Annotated in this window: 14 protein-coding genes; 8 read left to right on the top strand and 6 right to left on the bottom strand. The window is 54.1% G+C overall.

Going from position 1 to position 15,031, the window contains the following annotated elements:
* Positions 1-3 precede the first annotated feature (3 nt).
* Positions 4-873 carry a phosphoribulokinase gene (locus tag ABVN44_RS16225; RefSeq protein WP_001274690.1) on the top strand — a complete coding sequence of 290 codons (870 nt, stop codon included), beginning with the start codon at positions 4-6 and terminating at the stop codon, positions 871-873.
* Positions 874-968: 95 nt separating this feature from the next.
* On the opposite strand, the gene ABVN44_RS16220 is transcribed toward ABVN44_RS16225, so the two are convergent.
* On the bottom strand, positions 969-1,373 hold the full coding sequence (locus tag ABVN44_RS16220) for an OsmC family protein (protein ID WP_001148919.1): 405 nt from the start codon (positions 1,371-1,373) through the stop codon (positions 969-971).
* Positions 1,374-1,680: 307 nt separating this feature from the next.
* Here ABVN44_RS16220 and crp point away from each other — a divergent pair, with 307 nt between their 5' ends.
* Complete coding sequence (gene crp, locus ABVN44_RS16215) at positions 1,681-2,313, top strand: cAMP-activated global transcriptional regulator CRP (protein WP_000242758.1); 633 nt, start codon at positions 1,681-1,683, stop codon at positions 2,311-2,313.
* A gap of 48 nt (positions 2,314-2,361) precedes the next feature.
* Positions 2,362-4,449, top strand: coding sequence for a YccS/YhfK family putative transporter (locus ABVN44_RS16210; protein WP_000269312.1), 2,088 nt, complete (start codon positions 2,362-2,364; stop codon positions 4,447-4,449).
* A gap of 42 nt (positions 4,450-4,491) precedes the next feature.
* Here ABVN44_RS16210 and ABVN44_RS16205 read toward each other — a convergent pair whose 3' ends face one another.
* The 5 genes from ABVN44_RS16205 to ppiA all read right to left on the bottom strand — a co-directional run bounded on the left by ABVN44_RS16205 (position 4,492) and on the right by ppiA (position 7,830).
* Positions 4,492-5,709, bottom strand: a complete 1,218-nt coding sequence (locus tag ABVN44_RS16205) for an aspartate aminotransferase family protein (RefSeq protein ID WP_023181213.1) — start codon at positions 5,707-5,709, stop codon at positions 4,492-4,494.
* A gap of 85 nt (positions 5,710-5,794) precedes the next feature.
* A complete protein-coding gene (pabA, locus tag ABVN44_RS16200; RefSeq protein ID WP_000601879.1) occupies positions 5,795-6,358 on the bottom strand; it encodes an aminodeoxychorismate synthase component 2 in 564 nt (187 codons plus the stop codon).
* A gap of 31 nt (positions 6,359-6,389) precedes the next feature.
* Positions 6,390-6,992, bottom strand: a complete 603-nt coding sequence (locus ABVN44_RS16195) for a putative adenosine monophosphate-protein transferase Fic (protein WP_001280665.1) — start codon at positions 6,990-6,992, stop codon at positions 6,390-6,392.
* Positions 6,982-7,149: a YhfG family protein gene (locus ABVN44_RS16190; RefSeq protein WP_001519136.1), complete on the bottom strand. Its 168-nt coding sequence runs from the start codon at positions 7,147-7,149 to the stop codon at positions 6,982-6,984. Before ABVN44_RS16190 ends, ABVN44_RS16195 begins: the two co-directional genes overlap by 11 nt.
* Positions 7,150-7,257: 108 nt before the next feature.
* Complete coding sequence (gene ppiA / locus ABVN44_RS16185) at positions 7,258-7,830, bottom strand: peptidylprolyl isomerase A (protein ID WP_000920478.1); 573 nt, start codon at positions 7,828-7,830, stop codon at positions 7,258-7,260.
* A 276-nt stretch (positions 7,831-8,106) separates the two neighbouring features.
* On the opposite strand from ppiA, the gene tsgA reads away from it, so the two are divergent.
* From tsgA to cysG, 5 genes are all read left to right on the top strand, one after another.
* A complete protein-coding gene (tsgA, locus tag ABVN44_RS16180; protein ID WP_023231897.1) occupies positions 8,107-9,288 on the top strand; it encodes an MFS transporter TsgA in 1,182 nt (393 codons plus the stop codon).
* 317 nt (positions 9,289-9,605) lie between these two features.
* Positions 9,606-12,149 carry an NADPH-nitrite reductase large subunit gene (nirB, locus tag ABVN44_RS16175; protein WP_023231896.1) on the top strand — a complete coding sequence of 848 codons (2,544 nt, stop codon included), beginning with the start codon at positions 9,606-9,608 and terminating at the stop codon, positions 12,147-12,149.
* Positions 12,146-12,472, top strand: a complete 327-nt coding sequence (gene nirD, locus ABVN44_RS16170) for a nitrite reductase small subunit NirD (protein WP_000084817.1) — start codon at positions 12,146-12,148, stop codon at positions 12,470-12,472. The genes nirB and nirD overlap by 4 nt, the downstream gene beginning before the upstream one ends.
* Positions 12,473-12,737: 265 nt before the next feature.
* Positions 12,738-13,547: a nitrite transporter NirC gene (nirC, locus tag ABVN44_RS16165; protein WP_023231895.1), complete on the top strand. Its 810-nt coding sequence runs from the start codon at positions 12,738-12,740 to the stop codon at positions 13,545-13,547.
* Between the two features lie 11 nt (positions 13,548-13,558).
* The gene (gene cysG / locus ABVN44_RS16160; RefSeq protein WP_020899313.1) at positions 13,559-14,932 is read left to right on the top strand and encodes a siroheme synthase CysG; all 1,374 of its coding nucleotides are present in this window, start codon (positions 13,559-13,561) and stop codon (positions 14,930-14,932) included.
* Positions 14,933-15,031: the final 99 nt, after the last annotated feature.

Genomic DNA, 15,031 nt, shown 5'->3' with positions numbered 1-15,031 from the left:
GCCATGTCAGCCAAACATCCGGTGATAGCAGTAACAGGGTCAAGCGGCGCGGGGACCACCACCACCAGCCTCGCGTTTCGTAAAATTTTCGCGCAGTTAAATCTGCACGCCGCCGAGGTGGAAGGCGACAGTTTTCATCGTTACACCCGCCCGGAAATGGATATGGCGATCCGCAAAGCGCGTGACGCCGGGCGGCATATCAGCTATTTCGGGCCTGAAGCCAATGACTTCAGCCTACTGGAACATACCTTTATTGAGTACGGGCAGACGGGTAAAGGCCAGTCGCGTAAATATCTGCATACCTATGATGAAGCCGTACCGTGGAATCAGGTTCCCGGCACGTTTACGCCCTGGCAGCCGCTTCCCGAACCGACCGATGTGCTGTTTTATGAAGGACTGCACGGCGGCGTCGTCACCCCGCAACATGATGTCGCGCGTCATGTTGATCTGTTGGTTGGCGTGGTGCCTATCGTCAACCTCGAGTGGATTCAGAAACTGATTCGCGACACCAGCGAGCGCGGACACTCCCGTGAAGCGGTGATGGATTCCGTGGTGCGTTCCATGGACGACTACATCAATTACATTACGCCGCAGTTCTCGCGTACCCATATTAACTTCCAGCGCGTACCGACCGTCGATACATCCAATCCGTTCGCCGCAAAGGGTATTCCCTCGCTGGATGAGAGTTTTGTGGTGATCCATTTTCGCAACCTGGAAGGGATCGATTTTCCCTGGCTCCTGGCGATGCTCCAGGGCTCGTTTATTTCTCACATTAATACATTAGTGGTGCCGGGCGGCAAAATGGGGCTGGCGATGGAGCTGATTATGTTGCCGCTGGTGCAGCGATTAATGGAAGGCAAAAAAATCGAATAACCGCGGTGAAATGCCCGATGGCGCTACGCTTATCGGGCCTACGAGATAAAAACGGGTAGGCCGGATAAAGCCACGCCGCCATCCGGCATCACGTGTTACGCCGCAATCACTTCATACGAATGGGTAATATTGACCGCTTTTTCCAGCATTAGCGCCACCGAGCAATATTTTTCCGCGGAGAGATCGACAGCGCGCGCGACGGCAGCCTCTTTCAGATCGCTGCCGGTAACGATAAAATGCAGATTAATGTGCGTAAACAGGCGCGGCGCGTCTTCCCGGCGCTCGGATGTCAGCTTCACTTCGCAGTTGGTGACATTCTGACGGCCCTTTTGCAGGATTGATACCACATCAATAGCGCTACATCCGCCAGCCGCCATTAATACCATCTCCATCGGACTCGGCGCTTTGTCACCGGAGTTGCCATCCATTAAAATCTGGTGGCCGGAGGAGGACTCTCCGAGGAACGTGAGCCCTTCAACCCACTTTACACGCGCTTGCATATTTCGTAACTCCAATGTTTCAATTTTCCTGAAAGATTACGCGCATACAACAAAAGTCGCAATGGAAGGCGACCTGGGTCATGCTGAAGCGAGACACCAGGAGACACACGGCGAAAGCTATGCTAAAACAGACAAGATGCTACAGTAATACATTGACGTACTGCATGTATGCAGAGGACATCACATTACAGGCTACAATCTATTTTCGTAGCCCCCTTCCCAGGTAGCGGGAAGTATATTTTTGCAACCCCAGAGACAGTGCCGTTTTCTGGCTCTGGAGACAGCTTATAACAGAGGATAACCGCGCATGGTGCTTGGCAAACCGCAAACAGACCCGACTCTTGAATGGTTCTTGTCTCATTGCCACATTCATAAGTACCCGTCAAAGAGCACGCTGATTCACCAGGGTGAAAAAGCAGAAACGCTGTACTACATCGTTAAAGGCTCCGTGGCAGTGCTGATCAAAGATGAAGAAGGGAAAGAAATGATCCTTTCTTATCTGAATCAGGGTGATTTTATTGGTGAACTGGGCCTGTTTGAAGAAGGCCAGGAACGCAGCGCCTGGGTACGTGCGAAAACCGCATGTGAGGTCGCTGAAATTTCCTACAAAAAATTTCGCCAATTAATCCAGGTCAACCCGGATATTCTGATGCGCCTCTCTTCCCAGATGGCTCGTCGCTTACAAGTCACCTCTGAAAAAGTAGGTAACCTCGCCTTCCTTGACGTCACCGGGCGTATCGCTCAGACGCTGCTGAATCTGGCGAAACAGCCCGATGCCATGACGCACCCGGATGGGATGCAGATCAAAATCACCCGTCAGGAAATCGGCCAGATCGTCGGCTGCTCCCGCGAAACCGTTGGTCGTATTTTGAAAATGCTGGAAGATCAAAACCTGATCTCCGCGCATGGCAAGACCATCGTCGTCTACGGCACCCGTTAATTCCGTCAGAATGGCGCGTTTTATCATGCGCCATTTTTGTTTGCATCGATGTGGCGAAGACTGATTTATCACCCAGAGATTAATTACGCACTACGGCAAACGCTGGTGCTGTGCCTGCCTGTGGCTGTTGGTTTATTGATAGGCCAGCTACACCTGGGCTTGCTTTTCTCTCTCGTTCCCGCCTGCTGCAACATTGCAGGTCTGGATACCCCGCACAAACGCTTTTTTAAACGCCTGATCATCGGCGCATCGCTGTTCGCCGGATGCAGTCTGGTAACGCAACTTCTGCTGGCGGAATCCATCCCCCTTCCGTTGATCCTGACCGGGCTGACGCTGGTGCTTGGCGTGACGGCGGAAATTAGCCCGCTTCACGCGCGGTTACTGCCAGCGTCGCTGATTGCCGCCATCTTTACCCTGAGCCTTGCGGGATACATGCCCGTCTGGGAGCCGCTGCTCATTTATGCGCTGGGCACGCTATGGTACGGCGTGTTTAACTGGTTTTGGTTCTGGCTATGGCGCGAACAGCCGCTGCGCGAGTCATTGAGTTTGTTATACCGTGAACTGGCCGATTATTGTGAAGCGAAATACAGCCTGCTCACCCAACATATCGATCCGGAAAAAGCGCTGCCTCCCCTGCTGATACGCCAGCAAAAAGCGGTCGATCTCATTACCCAGTGTTACCAACAGATGCATATGCTTTCGGCGCACAACAATAATGATTACAAGCGTCTACTGCGGGCTTTTCAGGAAGCGATGGATTTGCAGGAGCACATCTCCGTCAGCTTGCATCAGCCGGAAGAGGTACAGAAACTGGTAGAGCGCAGCCATGCGGAAGAGGTGATTCGCTGGAATGCGCAAACGGTCGCCGCCCGTCTGCGCGTGCTGGCGGATGACATTCTTTATCATCGTCTGCCGACGCGCTTCTCCATGGAAAAACAGATTGGCGCTCTGGAGAAGATCGCCAATCAGCATCCTGAAAATCCGGTAGGCCAGTTCTGCTATTGGCACTTCAGTCGAATCGCCCGTGTGCTGCGTACTCAGCGACCGCTGTACGCCCGCGACCTGATGGCCGATAAACAGCGTCGTTTGCCGCTACTTCCGGCGCTGAAAAATTATATGTCTCTTAAATCGCCGGCGCTACGCAACGCCGGACGCATCAGCGTGATGATGAGCATCGCCAGTCTGATGGGCAGTGCGTTGCACCTGCCTAAACCGTACTGGATACTCATGACGGTGCTGTTTGTCACCCAAAACGGCTATGGCGCGACGCGCGTACGTATTCTGCACCGTTCGGTCGGAACGCTGGTCGGCCTGGTGATTGCCGGCGTCACGCTGCACTTACATATTCCCGAAAGCATTACGCTGGCGGTCATGCTGGTACTCACGCTGGCAAGTTATCTGATTATTCGTAAAAACTACGGCTGGGCGACGGTCGGCTTTACGGTGACGGCGGTATACACCATCCAGTTACTGACGCTAAACGGAGAGCAGTTTATTGTGCCGAGGCTGATCGATACGCTGATTGGCTGTTTAATTGCCTTTGGCGGCATGGTCTGGCTGTGGCCGCAATGGCAAAGCGGGCTATTACGTAAAAACGCCCATGATGCGCTGGAAGCCGATCAAGAAGCTATCCGACTGATCCTCAGTAACGATCCGCAGGCCACCCCGCTCGCTTATCAAAGAATGCGGGTCAACCAGGCGCATAACACGTTATTCAACTCGTTAAATCAGGCAATGCAGGAACCCGGATTCAATACCCACTATCTGTCGGATATGAAACTATGGGTCACGCACAGCCAGTTTATTGTCGAGCATATCAACGCCATGACGACGCTGGCGCGGGAACACACCATGCTGACGCCGGATCTGGCGCAGCGCTATCTGGAATCTTGCGAGATTGCGATTCAGCGCTGCCAGCAGCGCCTGGAGTACGACAGGCCAGGCGGCTCCGGCGATGTCAATATTCTGGAGTCGCCGGACATGCCGTCACATGGCTTATTGAGCACTCTGGAACAACATTTACAGCGCATCATTGGCCATCTGAACACCATGCACACCATTTCGTCGATGGCCTGGCGTCAGCGTCCGCATCACGGTATCTGGCTGAGTAAGCGGCTACGGGATACAAAAAGTTAAGACCGACTGCCGGATGCGCTACGCTTATCCGGCAATCCGCCATCAGGCAACCACCTTCCCTACCGCCTGCGCAAAGCGCTGCATTCCTTCATTGATATCCGCCTCTTCCACCACCAGCGACGGGGCAAAACGCATCACGTCGGCTCCGGCATTGAGCACCATCACGCCGGCCTCCGCGCCTGCGTACAGAAAATCGCGCGCCCGACCTTTGTACTTCGGCTTCAGTTCCGCGCCAATCAGCAGCCCCATGCCGCGAATATCGCTGAAAATGTCAAATTGCTCGTCAATCGCCTGCAAATGTTGCACAAACTGTTGCCGCTTAGTGTGAATGCCTTGTAGTACCTCTGGCGTATTAATAATATCGAATGCCGCGCCAGCCACCGCACAGGCCAGCGGATTACCGCCATAGGTTGAACCATGCGAACCGACATGAAAGGCCGAGGCGATTTCCTGCGTGGTCAGCATGGCGCTCACCGGAAAACCGCCGCCTAACGCTTTGGCGCTGGTGAGGATATCCGGCGTGACGCCGTAGTGCATATAGGCAAACAGGTCTCCGGTGCGCCCCATCCCGCACTGCACTTCATCAAACACCAGCAACGCCTGATGCTCGTCACACAGGTCGCGTAACCCTTTGAGGAATTCCGGTGTAGCCGCCTGCACGCCGCCTTCACCCTGAATCGGCTCGACCACCACCGCGCAGGTGTGGTCATCCATTACCGCTTTCACCGCATGAAGATCGTTGAAGGGAACGTGAATAATATCGGCGGGTTTTGGCCCAAAGCCGTCGGAATATTTCGGCTGCCCGCCTACAGAGACGGTAAACAAGGAACGGCCGTGAAAGGCGTTATGGAAGGCAATGATTTTCGTTTTGAACGGGCTATGGCGCACGCAGGCATAATGACGCGCCAGTTTAAAAGCGGTTTCGTTCGCTTCGGTGCCGGAATTCATAAACAGCACGCGCTCGGCAAACGTGGCGTCGATCAGTTTACGTCCCAGACGCAACGCCGGTTCATTGGTAAAAACGTTACTGGTATGCCACAAGATTTCCCCCTGGGATTTCAGCGCCTCGACCAGTGCCGGATGGCAATGGCCCAGCGCAGTCACTGCAATCCCGCCGGCGAAATCGATATACTCTTTGCCCTGCTGATCCCATACGCGGCTGCCTTTACCTTTGACCGGAATAAAGTCCGCCGGTGCATAAACAGGCAGAATCACCTCATCAAAAGTTGCGCGCGTAATAGCCGTTTGTTCAGTTGCCATATCATTACCACCCGGTTAAGTAGAAATACCAGTGAAATTATAATCACAAAATATGAATAAAAAATCACTCAATAGCAACCACAAATCAACGCCGGAGGAAATTTTCCAGCAGAGCGTGTCCTTGTTCGCTGAGAATACTTTCCGGGTGGAACTGCACGCCTTCCAGATCCCACTCGCGGTGGCGAATGCCCATAATCTCCTGCGTTTCGCTCCAGGCGGTGATCTCAAAACACTCAGGCAACGTGGCAGGGTCGACAATCAGCGAGTGGTAACGTGTCACGGTTAACGGGCTGGGCAATCCCCGAAACACGCCCTGTCCATTATGCGTAACAGGTGACGTTTTACCGTGCATCACCTTCGCTGCCCGCACCACCGACGCGCCAAAGGCCTGCGCCATCGCCTGATGACCCAGGCAAACGCCCAGCATCGGAATACGTCCGGCATAATGGCGGATGACCGCCAGTGAAATGCCAGCGTCATTCGGCGTACAGGGGCCAGGAGAGATAACGATTTTTTGCGGGTTCAAAGCGTCAATGTGCGCCAGCGTCAGCGCATCATTGCGCCGGACCTGCACTTCCGCGCCCAGTTCACAAAAATACTGGTAGAGGTTCCAGGTAAAGGAATCATAGTTATCGATAAGCAGGATCATGGCGGCTCCGGGTGAGTAGAACCGCACTATTTTACTCAGTTTCGCGAGCTTCGCTTATCGCTTTCTGAAAAATCGCCTGCAAAGCGGAGAGATCGCCCATCGCGCCGCTCTGGTTCGCCTGCTTCCATGTTTCAACCGCAATACCTTGCCAACTCAGCGCATAGCCTGCATGTAACGCCAGTTGTTCAAAGAAGATGCGCTGCGCCAGCCCGCTCCCCAAACGAAACGGATGAAGCACGTTAATTTCGCAGTAGTAATGCGCCAGCCGCTCGACAAACTTCTCGTGCGCCAGACCGACCAGATAGCCCTCTTCTTCCAGATCCTGCATCAGAGCGTTGCCCTCTTTTTCGATATAGGCAAAGTGGCAGAAACGGGTATCGCCCTGGTAAATATCGACCTCCCGCAGTTGCCCTGCCCAGTCGAAAATATCCTGATAGAGCTGGCGATGAATCGCGCACAGATGAGGCAAGCCGCGTATCAGCGGCCCCAGTTCAATCGTGGCGGCACGGAGCGCGGTCATTTCATATGCCGCTTGCGCCAGTCGCTGGGCCTGATGAATCCCCAGCCGATTACGCATCACATTCAGCCCCGGATAGAGGTACGGATCGCGCCCTTCGCCAAATTTATCGCTCATAGTGCCTCCGAAGCTCGTCAAGACGTGCCAGCGCTTCATCGGCGGTCAGAGTTACTAAGGGGATCTCAATACCTTCGAGACGGCGGCTTTGCTGGAAGTTAACGTTGCGCCGCTGTTCCCAAAAGCGTGACTTTTGTTTATCGGTAAGTTTCTTCACCGGGCCTCCCTGAATATGTCTGTGCTTGACCACAAGTATAAGCAGCAATTTCAGGTTACGCTGAGACAGGGAGAAAACGCGGGCGGCTCGCGCCCGCGCAGGCATGTTTTATGGCAGGACTTTCGCGGAAAGGATAACGACTGGTTTTGTCGGCACATTCTGGTAAGGCCCGACATCGTGCGTCGGTACCTGTGAGATTTTATCGGCGACATCCATACCTTTTACCACTTTACCAAATACCGCATAGCCAAAGTCGCGCTGGCCGTGGTCGAGAAAAGCGTTATCCGCGACGTTAATAAAGAACTGGCTGGTGGCGCTGTCTTTATCTGCGGTGCGCGCCATCGCGATCGTGCCGCGAGTATTACGCAGACCGTTGTCGGCTTCATTCTTAATCGGCGGATTCGGTTTCTTCTGCTGCATCTGCTCGTTAAAACCACCGCCCTGAATCATAAAGCCAGGAATAACGCGGTGAAACGTAGTGTTGTTATAGAAACCACTGTTGACGTAATCGACAAAGTTTTTCACAGAAACCGGCGCTTTCTGGCTGTTCAGCTCCAGCTCAATATTCCCGGCGGAGGTGGTTAACAGCACATGAGGATCGCCTTTTGCTGCCAACGCTGCGGGAGAAAGAGCAGAAAGAGCGAAAACAGCTGCGACAGCCGCCAGAGTCGATTTGAGCATGAGATTTCCTTAAAGAGAGCAGAAATAAAGCAAGTGGAGTGATTTTAAAGAGCCTTCCTGGGCCAGGCCAGCCCTTTACCTAATTTTACGTATATGAAACAAATGTAACGTTACGACGCAACGCCGTATTCTTGCAATATGATGTGACAAGCATCACATTAAAAAATGCAATGAACATTACTATCACTAATAATTATTTAAATACATCACAAAAGCGCCTAAAATCTGCCCGCTTAACGCGCCCTCCACGCGCTTCACTTCTCTTCAAGGCCAGACATGACTAACAGCAACCGCATCAAGCTCACATGGATCAGCTTTCTTTCCTACGCCCTGACCGGGGCGCTGGTGATTGTCACCGGGATGGTGATGGGAAATATCGCAGACTATTTTCAGCTGCCCGTTTCCAGCATGAGTAACACCTTTACTTTCCTGAACGCCGGGATTTTGATCTCGATCTTCCTCAATGCGTGGTTGATGGAAATCGTCCCGCTGAAAACACAGCTACGCTTTGGTTTTATCCTGATGGTGCTGGCGGTGGCCGGGCTGATGTTCAGCCACAGCCTGGCGTTGTTCTCAGCGGCGATGTTTGTGCTGGGGCTGGTCAGCGGGATCACCATGTCGATTGGCACCTTCCTGATTACGCAACTGTATGAAGGGCGTCAGCGCGGTTCCCGACTGCTGTTTACCGACTCCTTCTTCAGCATGGCGGGGATGATTTTTCCTATGGTCGCCGCCTTCCTGCTGGCGCGTAGTATTGAGTGGTACTGGGTCTACGCCTGCATCGGCCTGGTCTACCTGGCGATTTTCATCCTGACCTTCGGCTGTGAATTTCCGGCGCTGGGTAAACATGCGCAGCACTCTCAGGCGCCTGTCGCCAAAGAAAAATGGGGCATTGGCGTACTGTTTCTGGCCATCGCCGCGCTGTGCTATATCCTCGGTCAATTAGGCTTTATCTCCTGGGTGCCGGAATACGCTAAAGGCCTCGGCATGAGCCTGAATGACGCCGGGGCGCTGGTGAGTGATTTCTGGATGTCCTATATGTTTGGCATGTGGGCGTTCAGCTTTATCCTGCGCTTTTTCGATCTGCAACGCATTCTGACCGTACTGGCGGGTATGGCAGCGGTACTGATGTATCTGTTTATTACCGGCACGCAGGCGCATATGCCGTGGTTTATTCTGACGCTGGGCTTCTTCTCCAGCGCCATTTATACCTCCATCATTACGCTGGGATCGCAGCAAACGAAAGTGGCCTCGCCTAAGCTGGTTAACTTTATTCTGACCTGCGGCACCATAGGAACGATGCTGACCTTCGTCGTCACCGGCCCGATTGTGGCGCACAGCGGTCCACAGGCGGCGCTACTCACCGCGAATGGCCTGTATGCGGTGGTCTTTGTGATGTGCTTTGCGCTCGGCTTTGTGTCCCGTCATCGCCAGCATAGCGCGCCGGCTACGCATTGATAATGATTGCCGGATGGCGCCGCGATGCGTCTTATCCGGCCTACAGCGTAAGCTGTTGGTAGGCCGGATAAGGCGACGTCGCCCTCCGGCACTCTATCCCCCTCCTGACGAGGTAGGCCTGTTGGTCTAAAAACCCCTCATTTTGTATGTTATTTGTACAAACATGAAAAGCCTGACAATTCCGCCACTTATAAAAATCCAGACAAATCAGCCATATACCCATTAAGAGGTATATAAAGGTGAATTTGATTTACATCAATAAGCGGGGTTGCTGAATCGTTAAGGTAGGCGGTAATAGAAAAGAAATCGAGGCAAAAATGAGCAAAGTCAGACTCGCTATTATCGGTAATGGTATGGTCGGCCACCGCTTTATTGAGGATCTCCTTGATAAATCCGACGCTAGCCTGTTCGACATTACCGTGTTCTGTGAAGAACCCCGTAAAGCCTATGACCGTGTCCACCTGTCATCCTACTTCTCTCACCACACCGCGGAAGAGCTCTCTCTGGTGCGTGAAGGATTTTACGAGAAGCACGGCGTGAAGGTACTGGTTGGCGAACGCGCAATTACCATTAACCGTCAGGAGAAAGTGATTCACTCCAGCGCGGGTCGTACCGTTTATTATGACAAGTTGATCATGGCGACTGGCTCTTATCCGTGGATCCCGCCGATTAAAGGTTCGGAAACGCAGGACTGCTTCGTTTACCGCACCATTGAAGATCTCAACGCCATTGAGTCTTGTGCGCGCCGTAGCAAACGTGGTGCTGTCGTCGGCGGTGGTCTGCTGGGCCTGGAAGCCGCCGGTGCGCTGAAAAACCTCGGCGTTGAAACCCACGTGATTGAATTCGCTCCGATGCTGATGGCTGAACAGCTGGATCATATGGGTGGCGAGCAGTTACGTCGCAAAATTGAAAGCATGGGCGTGCGAGTGCACACCAGCAAAAACACGAAAGAGATTGTCCAGGAAGGCGTCGAAGCGCGCAAAACCATGCGTTTTGCCGATGGTAGCGAACTGGAGGTCGACTTTATCGTTTTCTCTACCGGTATTCGTCCACGCGACAAACTGGCTACCCAGTGCGGTCTGGACGTCGCTCCGCGCGGCGGGATCGTGATTAATGACACCTGCCAGACGTCTGACCCGGATATCTACGCTATCGGCGAGTGCGCCAGTTGGAACAACCGCGTTTACGGTCTGGTCGCACCAGGCTATAAAATGGCCCAGGTCGCCGTTGACCATATCCTCGGCAGTGAAAACGCCTTTGAAGGCGCGGATCTCAGCGCCAAGCTGAAGCTGCTGGGCGTGGACGTCGGCGGCATCGGCGACGCGCATGGCCGCACGCCGGGCGCGCGTAGCTACGTTTACCTCGATGAAAGCAAAGAAGTCTACAAACGTCTTATTGTCAGCGAAGATAACAAAACGCTGCTCGGCGCAGTACTGGTCGGCGACACCAGCGATTACGGCAATTTGCTGCAACTGGTACTGAACGCCATCGAACTGCCGGAAAACCCGGATTCGCTGATCCTGCCGTCGCACGCGGGCAGTGGTAAACCCGCTATCGGCGTGGATAAACTGCCGGACAGCGCGCAGATCTGCTCCTGCTTCGATGTGACTAAAGGCGATCTGATCGCCGCTATCAATAAAGGCTGCCATACCGTGGCGGCGCTGAAAGCGGAAACCAAAGCCGGCACCGGCTGCGGCGGCTGCATCCCGCTGGTGACGCAGGTACTGAACGCCGAACTGGCGAAACAGGGTATTGAAGTCAACAACAACCTGTGCGAGCACTTTGCTTATTCTCGTCAGGAACTGTTCCACTTAATCCGCGTGGAAGGTATCAAAACCTTTGAAGAACTGCTGGCGAAACACGGTAAAGGCTACGGCTGCGAAGTGTGTAAGCCAACCGTCGGTTCGCTGCTGGCGTCGTGCTGGAACGAATACATCCTCAAGCCGCAGCACACGCCGCTACAGGATACTAACGACAACTTCCTGGCGAATATCCAGAAAGACGGCACCTACTCGGTGATCCCGCGCTCGGCGGGCGGTGAAATCACCCCGGAAGGTCTGGTGGCCGTGGGTCGTATCGCCCGCGAGTTTAACCTCTATACCAAAATCACCGGTTCTCAGCGTATCGGTCTGTTTGGCGCGCAAAAAGACGATCTGCCGGAAATCTGGCGTCAGCTGATTGAAGCGGGCTTCGAAACCGGTCACGCGTATGCCAAAGCGCTGCGGATGGCGAAAACCTGCGTCGGCAGCACCTGGTGCCGCTACGGCGTGGGCGACAGCGTCGGTTTCGGCGTCGAGCTGGAAAACCGCTACAAAGGCATTCGTACCCCGCACAAAATGAAATTCGGCGTCTCCGGCTGTACCCGTGAATGTGCGGAAGCGCAGGGCAAAGATGTCGGCATTATCGCCACGGAGAAAGGCTGGAACCTGTACGTCTGCGGTAACGGCGGGATGAAACCGCGTCATGCGGATCTGCTGGCAGCCGATCTCGATCGCGACACGCTGATCAAGTACCTCGACCGCTTTATGATGTTCTACATCCGTACCGCCGATAAGCTGACGCGTACCGCGCCGTGGCTGGATAACCTGGAAGGCGGCATCGAGTATCTGAAATCGGTCATCATCGACGACAAGCTGGGCCTGAACGAACATCTGGAAGAAGAGATGGCGCGCCTGCGTGCAGCGGTGGTCTGCGAGTGGACAGAAACCGTTAACACGCCAGCGGCGCAGGTTCGCTTTAAGCACTTTATCAACAGCGACAAACGCGACCCGAACGTCCAGGTTGTGCCTGAACGTGAACAGCATCGTCCGGCCACGCCGTATGAACGTATCCCGGTCACTCTGGTGGAGGAAAACGCATGAGTCAGTGGCAAAACATCTGCAAAATCGATGACATCCTGCCGGGAACCGGCGTCTGCGCGCTGTCAGGCGGCGAACAGGTGGCGATTTTCCGTCCTTACCATAGCGATCAGGTGTTTGCGATCAGCAACATCGACCCGTTCTTTGAGGCCAGTGTGCTGTCTCGTGGACTGATTGCGGAACACCAGGGCGAACTGTGGGTCGCCAGCCCGCTGAAAAAGCAGCGCTTCCGCCTGAGCGATGGTTTGTGCATGGAAGATGAGCAGTTCTCTGTGAAACAGTACGACGCGCGGGTAAAAGACGGCGTGGTGCAGTTGCGCGGTTAATTATTTTTGGGAGGCGCAACGCCTCCCCTTTTTTGTATTTTTTTTCATTTTAATTGTTATCACAAAATCATTTGTACTGCATCGCGGCGGCAACTGAGCAACAAATTCGTCAGGAACGAATTTGAACAGCCGCTGGCTGCCTTCGGTGAGGGACAAGGATGTCCCTCATTAATCCCCAGGAGCATAGTTCACTATGTGACTGGGGTGAGCGAGGGCAGCCAACAAAGAGGCAGTGCAAAGGATGAAGTGAGAAAAGGATAATCAAATGTTTACAGACACTATCAATAAGTGTGCGGCTAACGCTGCGCGCATCGCACGCCTGTCGGCGAATAATCCGCTCGGCTTCTGGGTCAGTTCGGCAATGGCCGGGGCTTATGTCGGTCTCGGCATCATTCTTATTTTCACCCTCGGCAATCTGCTCGACCCGTCCGTGCGTCCTTTGGTGATGGGAGCCACCTTCGGTATCGCCTTAACGCTGGTCATCATCGCCGGTTCCGAACTGTTTACCGGCCACACCATGTTCCTGACGCTAGGCGTCAAAGCAGGCACCATCAGCCACGGTCAAATGTGGGCTATCCTGCCGCAAACCTGGCTCGGCAACCTGATCGGTTCCGTGTTTGTCGCCCTGCTTTACAGCTGGGGCGGCGGCAGTTTGTTGCCGGTCGATACCAGCATCGTTCACTCAGTCGCGCTGGCGAAAATCACCGCGCCCGCCACGGTACTGTTCTTCAAAGGCGCGCTGTGTAACTGGCTGGTTTGTCTGGCAATCTGGATGGCAATCCGCACCGAAGGCACGGCAAAATTTCTTGCTATCTGGTGGTGTCTGCTGGCGTTTATCGCTTCCGGCTACGAGCACTCCGTCGCGAATATGACGCTGTTCGCCCTCTCCTGGTTTGGTCATCACAGCGACGCCTATACCCTGTCCGGAATCGGACACAACCTGTTATGGGTCACTCTGGGTAATACTTTGTCCGGCGTCGTGTTCATGGGATTGGGTTATTGGTATGCTACGCCGAAATCGGAGCGTCCTGTTCCGCAAAAAACCAACCAAATTAAGGTTACAGCCAACCATTAAGGGGTAATGTCGTGGACCATTTGCCTATATTTTGTCAATTACGCGACCGCGACTGTCTGATCGTCGGCGGTGGCGATGTCGCAGAACGCAAAGCACGGTTACTGCTGGAAGCAGGCGCACGTTTAACGGTCAATGCGCTAACCTTTATTCCACAGTTCACCGTATGGGCAAATGAAGGCATGTTGACTCTGGTTGAAGGACCGTTCGACGAAGCGCTTCTCGACTCGTGTTGGCTGGCGATCGCGGCCACTGACGACGATACCGTCAACCAGCGTGTCAGCGACGCGGCGGAGTCACGCCGTATCTTTTGCAACGTGGTGGATGCGCCGAAAGCCGCCAGCTTTATCATGCCCTCCATTATTGACCGCTCGCCGCTGATGGTCGCCGTCTCCTCGGGCGGCACTTCCCCGGTGCTGGCGCGTCTGCTGCGCGAGAAGCTGGAATCGCTGCTGCCGCAGCATCTGGGGCAGGTCGCGCGCTATGCCGGGCAACTCCGCGCCCGAGTGAAAAAGCAGTTTGCCACGATGGGCGAGCGTCGTCGCTTCTGGGAAAAATTTTTCGTCAATGACCGGCTGGCGCAGTCGCTGGCGAATGCCGATGAGAAAGCGGTTAACGCGACAACCGAACGCCTGTTTAGCGAACCGCTGGATCACCGTGGCGAAGTCGTGCTGGTCGGCGCCGGGCCGGGCGATGCCGGACTGCTGACGCTGAAAGGGTTACAACAAATCCAACAGGCGGATATCGTGGTTTACGATCGCCTCGTCTCCGACGACATTATGAACCTGGTACGCCGCGATGCCGATCGGGTCTTTGTGGGGAAACGCGCAGGTTACCACTGCGTCCCACAGGAAGAAATCAACCAGATCCTGCTGCGTGAAGCGCAAAAAGGTAAACGCGTGGTACGCCTGAAAGGCGGCGATCCCTTTATCTTTGGTCGCGGCGGTGAAGAGCTGGAAACGCTGTGTCATGCCGGTATTCCTTTCTCGGTAGTGCCGGGGATTACCGCGGCTTCCGGTTGCTCCGCCTACTCCGGTATTCCGCTAACCCATCGCGATTACGCCCAGAGCGTACGTCTGGTCACGGGTCACCTGAAAACCGGCGGCGAGCTGGACTGGGAAAACCTGGCGGCAGAAAAACAGACGCTGGTGTTCTACATGGGGCTGAATCAGGCAGCGACTATTCAGGAAAAACTGATCGCATTCGGTATGCAGGCCGATATGCCGGTTGCGCTGGTAGAAAACGGTACCTCTGTGAAGCAACGCGTCGTCCACGGTGTGCTGACGCAGCTTGGTGAATTAGCGCAACAGGTTGAAAGCCCAGCGCTGATTATCGTTGGCCGGGTCGTTGGCTTACGCGATAAATTAAATTGGTTCTCTAATTATTAATTAAAATAACGCCCTGAATAACAGGGCTTTATTTTACAACTACTCGTAATCTCAAATTATTTTTACTTAAAAGTGAATTAAGAAATCAACTTTAAATAC

The sequence above is a fragment of the Salmonella sp. SJTUF15570 genome (genome assembly GCF_043357055.1).
Taxonomy (GTDB): domain Bacteria; phylum Pseudomonadota; class Gammaproteobacteria; order Enterobacterales; family Enterobacteriaceae; genus Salmonella; species Salmonella enterica.
The sequence above is the reverse complement of the archived record's forward strand: the minus strand, read 5'-3'. Positions and strand labels throughout refer to the sequence as shown.

Bases quoted from the DNA above. Each gene is read 5' to 3' on its own strand.
- nirD (WP_000084817.1), top strand. From the start codon at position 12,146: ATGAGTCAGTGGCAAAACATCTGCAAAATCGATGACATCCTGCCGGGA.
- ABVN44_RS16195 (WP_001280665.1), bottom strand. From the start codon at position 6,992: ATGAGCGATAAATTTGGCGAAGGGCGCGATCCGTACCTCTATCCGGGG.
- pabA (WP_000601879.1), bottom strand. From the start codon at position 6,358: ATGATCCTGCTTATCGATAACTATGATTCCTTTACCTGGAACCTCTAC.
- nirC (WP_023231895.1), top strand. From the start codon at position 12,738: ATGTTTACAGACACTATCAATAAGTGTGCGGCTAACGCTGCGCGCATC.
- nirB (WP_023231896.1), top strand. From the start codon at position 9,606: ATGAGCAAAGTCAGACTCGCTATTATCGGTAATGGTATGGTCGGCCAC.
- ppiA (WP_000920478.1), bottom strand. From the start codon at position 7,830: ATGCTCAAATCGACTCTGGCGGCTGTCGCAGCTGTTTTCGCTCTTTCT.
- tsgA (WP_023231897.1), top strand. From the start codon at position 8,107: ATGACTAACAGCAACCGCATCAAGCTCACATGGATCAGCTTTCTTTCC.
- ABVN44_RS16205 (WP_023181213.1), bottom strand. From the start codon at position 5,709: ATGGCAACTGAACAAACGGCTATTACGCGCGCAACTTTTGATGAGGTG.
- ABVN44_RS16225 (WP_001274690.1), top strand. From the start codon at position 4: ATGTCAGCCAAACATCCGGTGATAGCAGTAACAGGGTCAAGCGGCGCG.
- ABVN44_RS16220 (WP_001148919.1), bottom strand. From the start codon at position 1,373: ATGCAAGCGCGTGTAAAGTGGGTTGAAGGGCTCACGTTCCTCGGAGAG.
- ABVN44_RS16210 (WP_000269312.1), top strand. From the start codon at position 2,362: ATGTGGCGAAGACTGATTTATCACCCAGAGATTAATTACGCACTACGG.
- crp (WP_000242758.1), top strand. From the start codon at position 1,681: ATGGTGCTTGGCAAACCGCAAACAGACCCGACTCTTGAATGGTTCTTG.